Raw genomic sequence first — 4,564 nt, 5'->3', positions numbered from 1 at the left:
GGCTCCCGTTTTTCAAAATCGTATCGGCAAGCAATTCGAGGTTTTCTTTATACCCGGGCAATGGAATGTATTTGCCGTGGTTCATATCATTTGTTCCGATCATCATAATGACAAGTGTAGGTTTATGCTGCAGGCAATCAGTACTAATGCGAGCCAACAAATTTTTGGTAGTATTTCCGGCTACCCCTGCATTGATAATTATTTCCGGGCTTTCTGCAGCGGTGCTGTGCGCCCTTATTTTCCCGGCGCCTAACATACCCAACGAGAGTACCGATGCTTTACGGATAAAATCTTTTCTTTCCATATTAATGATTATGCTGCGCTATGGCTGGCATTGAAAGAGATGAATGGGTTTTTATTTTTTGACAGATATATGTCAATACTTCGCCGCGTGTTTTTTTACCCGCCCAACCCGGTAGTTTCAGCCCTGATCTTTTCTCCCAGTTTTTTAAATCAGCGGGCGTTGCCATATCATTTAAACGGGCGTTCCAATCTGTTACAAAACCTTTTAAACCTAAATACTGCAATGCTTTAAAATGAGGGTTGGAAGGTTCAGCATCTTTGAAGCAGATCAATACGGCCTGCTGATCCAACAGCTTATCCTGCAACACATTCCTGCTGATGTGCTGAACTGCTTTTTTTTCATTAATAGCAATAGAAGCGGCAACTCCTGCAGCCTGGCCCAAGGCCATCCAGCAAGGTTCCATTCGCAAGGTGGCCAATCCTAAATGCGTAGCAGAAACCGGAACAGGAGCTAATAAATTATCAACATTTGGTGGAACAATAACCTCATAAGGCACAGTATAAGGAGCCGCCGAATAACTTAAAAAACCTTCCAAAGTATTTTTGCCTTTTTCTCTTTTGCGCGTAGCATGTGAGTCGATTCCGTAATGCCCGCCTGTTACACTTGTTTCATGGACAGGTGGCCGCCCGCCTTTTTGTACGGGCAGCGCATCCCCTGCTTTATATACATACACGCCCTTCATTCTTCTGCCTTCCCGCACATACACTTGTCTGGGGAAATTTCCGTTATCTGTATATTCGTCGGCAGCAAGCCCCCACAAAGCGCATGAATCTCTAAACCATGCCGGTAACGCCGGATCGTTTTGACCAAAATACAGAAGCCCCAATGTATAGTTCTTCAATCTTTCAGCGAATTTGTCGCGCCATTGCCAATCGGATGTCGGCCAAGCCCAATTCTCTTCGGGTAAATCCGTTGAAACCAAAGCCCTATGCTGGTTATTAGCATCTGTTTTGTTGTTAGGCAAAACCACCTTGTTCACCAGCCGTTGCATGCCCTGCGGCATATTTTTACCTTCGGGCGGCAGCCCCATTGCTGCGCGCTTTTTATTTTGCTCCCGTTCTGACTCCGTTTGCATTTCGTATTCCACACCGGAGTGAAAGCCTGTCAGCACATCATCAACAATGGAAGCATATTCTTCGCGATTATAATTTGCCGGTTTTGAGATGGGTATTTTATTCCGGTTGTCGGTAGTTAAACACAATCTATAATTATAAGCCTGAATGGCATTGTCGCCCAGATTAGAGCTGCCCTGTTCCTGCCCTTCTTTCTCCCACAACTTATAAACGATGCCTGCATAAGGCTCGTTATACTCCTTTTTACCTTCTCTGCCTAAAGCAAACGGAACGCCTGCAGCTGCAATCAGATCACCTTCATAGGTTGCGTCTATAAAAATTTTTCCATTATAAACCTCCGTTTTTTTACTTTGCCGGTTTAAAATGGTAATAGACGTAATGGCCCCCTTATCCATCTTTACATTTTCAGGCATTGCATCAAACTGGCGATTTGTATTCACTGTTATTAACGGCTGTTCGTTTAACATTTGATGTAATATCTTTTCAGCCACTGAAGCCTCAAACCGATAGCCACCACGCGTATCCATCACCTGTTGCGAGTTGGCGCCATAAGTTTTTTTATAATAATTATTAATGCGTGTTACGAATTCCAGAAACAACCCTCCGGTAGCCGACCTGGTAATAATATCCGTTGCACCTAACCCATTTGCCGGTAATCCACCAATATGTGAGGTTCGTTCCAGTATTACTGATGTTTTTCCTTCCCGTGCAGCGGCAATGGCACACATAATAGCGCTTGGGGTACCACTTACAATAACCAGATCATACGTATTATTGGCATCCTGCGCGTTAGCCAACATCATTAACATCTGACAAGTTACAATACACAACAGCACCTTTTTTTTAAATAAGCAAAATCGTTTAATCATATTTAGTTTATTAAGATTAATGTTCAAACAGGTTATTTTATAAACTGGAGCGTCTGTTCTTTATGATGCTCCATCCGAACACGCCACAGCAATTCTTCAATAGAAACCACTGAAACATTTTTATTAAGCAGCTTTGAGATCCAATGTACCGGCGTTACACCTCTCATGCCGTTTTTACTACCTTTTGGTACGTCATTAATACTTCCATCTGCATCTTTATTAAATCGCGACCAGGCATGTACAATCGTCCAGGTATGAGCATTGTTAGATTCACTATTGATTAAAGAAGCTATTTTTTCAGGGTTACCGGAGCCAGGCTTGTTTAGATTAGCCCATAACTGGTATTTCGCAGTAAGAATGGGAATCGCAATCCCTTGCCGGTTAAATGTCCAGTACAACTCACCGTTACCACCGTTATAAGGCGAATACTGAACAGCAATAATCCCGGTTAATGTTTCAATTTCTTCGGCAAAGATCCGGAACGCCTTTTTCGAATCTTCGCTGTTTACATTTCTGCAAATAAGCCCTAAAACTTTAATACCCGAAAGCTTCATACTATTATTTAGCCGGACCGCGAATTGACGAAGCAGGTCCCATCTGTCAGACCGCTTTTTTGCGAATAAGTCGGGATAATAATAACCACCGCCGTATTCCACTACTGATGATAATGCAGGTTGTGTTCTCCTTAGTTCGGAAAATACATCCGGCGCCCCTAACAGCAGGCTATTAACACAGGTAGTAAAACCCATTTTCAGATCTTTATTAAAATCATTTGCCCAGTATTCTTTGCTTTGCATAAACTGGTTCATAGTCCATTGCATATTATCACCATCGCTCATTACAAAAGACGTATAGGCGGGAGTACTTTTATTCCATTGAATGGTACGCGGATCCAGCGATTTTAACGGTTTAACAATATAATTTTCAGATAATGAAAGCATAGGAAGATTCAGGCAATAATCACTTACAGTATTAATATGTCCCCACAATGTACATACTGAAATATGTTTAAACTCATCTCCTTTATTCCATCCAATAACAGTGGACAAAGGCGGCATACTTTTTAATACGTATTCCAGCAAACTATCTACACCATAGTAAACAAAACTTTTATGGGCAATAGCGTAGTCCCTGTTATTGGGAACTTCAGGATTTGATATTACCAGCAAACCAGGATGTATCAAACTTTTTACCTCTTCAAAAAAAGTAAGATCCAGGGAAGCATGTCTTGCATCGAACAACATTGGCAATTCCATAACCTTTGCATTTGCTTCCTGGGATTCACTTATAAGTATTGCCTGTTTTAAACCAGCCTGTATGGTTGCAAGATTTATTGAATTGTCCCCTTTTTTTAAATCATATAAAATATACCCTTTTATAATACCAGACTTCCTGAAACGATTCACCAACTCCCATGTGGTAAATGTGCCTCGACCCTTTAATTTGAGGCGGTTACAGAGGGCGCCTAAATAGGACTCATAAATATTATTACCATTTCTTATCCACACACCTTCATCGGAACGTCCTTCATTGAGAGCTTGTGCCGCTAACCCTGAAATAGATTGCGCAAGATACATATCGGCCGGAGCATGGGCTATCACACTACATTGTAAAAGATATTTAGGCGCCGCCTGCCGGGGCCACTGTGCAGCGCCTGAATTACAGAAAAAAGAATAACTCAAACTCAACGTTACTGACAAGACTTGCCACCTCCACCTTGAGCTTCTGCTGCATATAAACCAATTTGACATTGACTTTTATTTAGAGATGACGGTAATGTTATTCCGCTCCTATATCTTTTAAGCTTTTAATTTTTGAGTCTGTATAAACGTTTCCTTTCTTTAGCAACTGCTTTAACTTATCATAAGGAACATCCTGAACAGAAATATTTTCTATTATAGCCAGCTTGGCTGCAGCGCCTCCCGCCTGGCCTATAATCATGTATTGAGGCTCCATCCTTAAAGAAGCACAAACGACATGACTCATAGAAATACATACTGTAACCAATAGATTGGTAATTTCTCCCTGCCTGGGAACTAAAGAGCGATAAGGGATTTGGTAGGGAATATGCTTCATTCTTTCCGGTTCGGTGCGTTGCAATCCGCCTTCATATTTCAAGATGCCCTTTTCATTGGCATATCCTTGTACTTTATGCACGTCGAGGCCATAGGAGCCCAGGCCGATAGGATCAGGTTTTTGAAGTTCAGAAATTACATCTTTTTGTATCATTACATAAGCCCCCAACATTCTGCGCGCCTCTCTTACATACAGTTCATAAGGCCAGTTATTGTTATCTGTAAACTCATCTTTTGCTAATC

Annotated in this window: 4 protein-coding genes; all 4 read right to left on the bottom strand. The window is 41.7% G+C overall.

The window, feature by feature from the left end; all coding sequences use genetic code 11:
* Positions 1 to 304 (bottom strand): SGNH/GDSL hydrolase family protein (locus tag QM629_RS11360; RefSeq protein ID WP_415159990.1); only part of this gene is annotated, 304 nt, incomplete at its 3' end.
* Position 305: 1 nt separating this feature from the next.
* On the bottom strand, positions 306 to 2,180 hold the full coding sequence (locus QM629_RS11355) for an FAD-dependent oxidoreductase (RefSeq protein WP_415159989.1): 1,875 nt from the start codon (positions 2,178 to 2,180) through the stop codon (positions 306 to 308).
* Positions 2,181 to 2,278: 98 nt separating this feature from the next.
* Positions 2,279 to 3,847: a hypothetical protein gene (locus tag QM629_RS11350; protein ID WP_415159988.1), complete on the bottom strand. Its 1,569-nt coding sequence runs from the start codon at positions 3,845 to 3,847 to the stop codon at positions 2,279 to 2,281.
* Positions 3,848 to 4,025: 178 nt separating this feature from the next.
* Positions 4,026 to 4,564: FAD-dependent oxidoreductase (locus QM629_RS11345; protein WP_415159987.1), on the bottom strand; the 539-nt coding region annotated here is incomplete at its 5' end.

Origin of the sequence: Parafilimonas sp. (genome assembly GCF_047606085.1) — a bacterium.
Taxonomy (GTDB): domain Bacteria; phylum Bacteroidota; class Bacteroidia; order Chitinophagales; family Chitinophagaceae; genus Parafilimonas.
Note: the sequence above shows the minus strand (reverse complement) of the source record. Positions and strands in the feature narration are given on the sequence as shown.

Bases quoted from the DNA above. Each gene is read 5' to 3' on its own strand.
- QM629_RS11355 (WP_415159989.1), bottom strand. From the start codon at position 2,180: ATGATGTTGGCTAACGCGCAGGATGCCAATAATACGTATGATCTGGTT.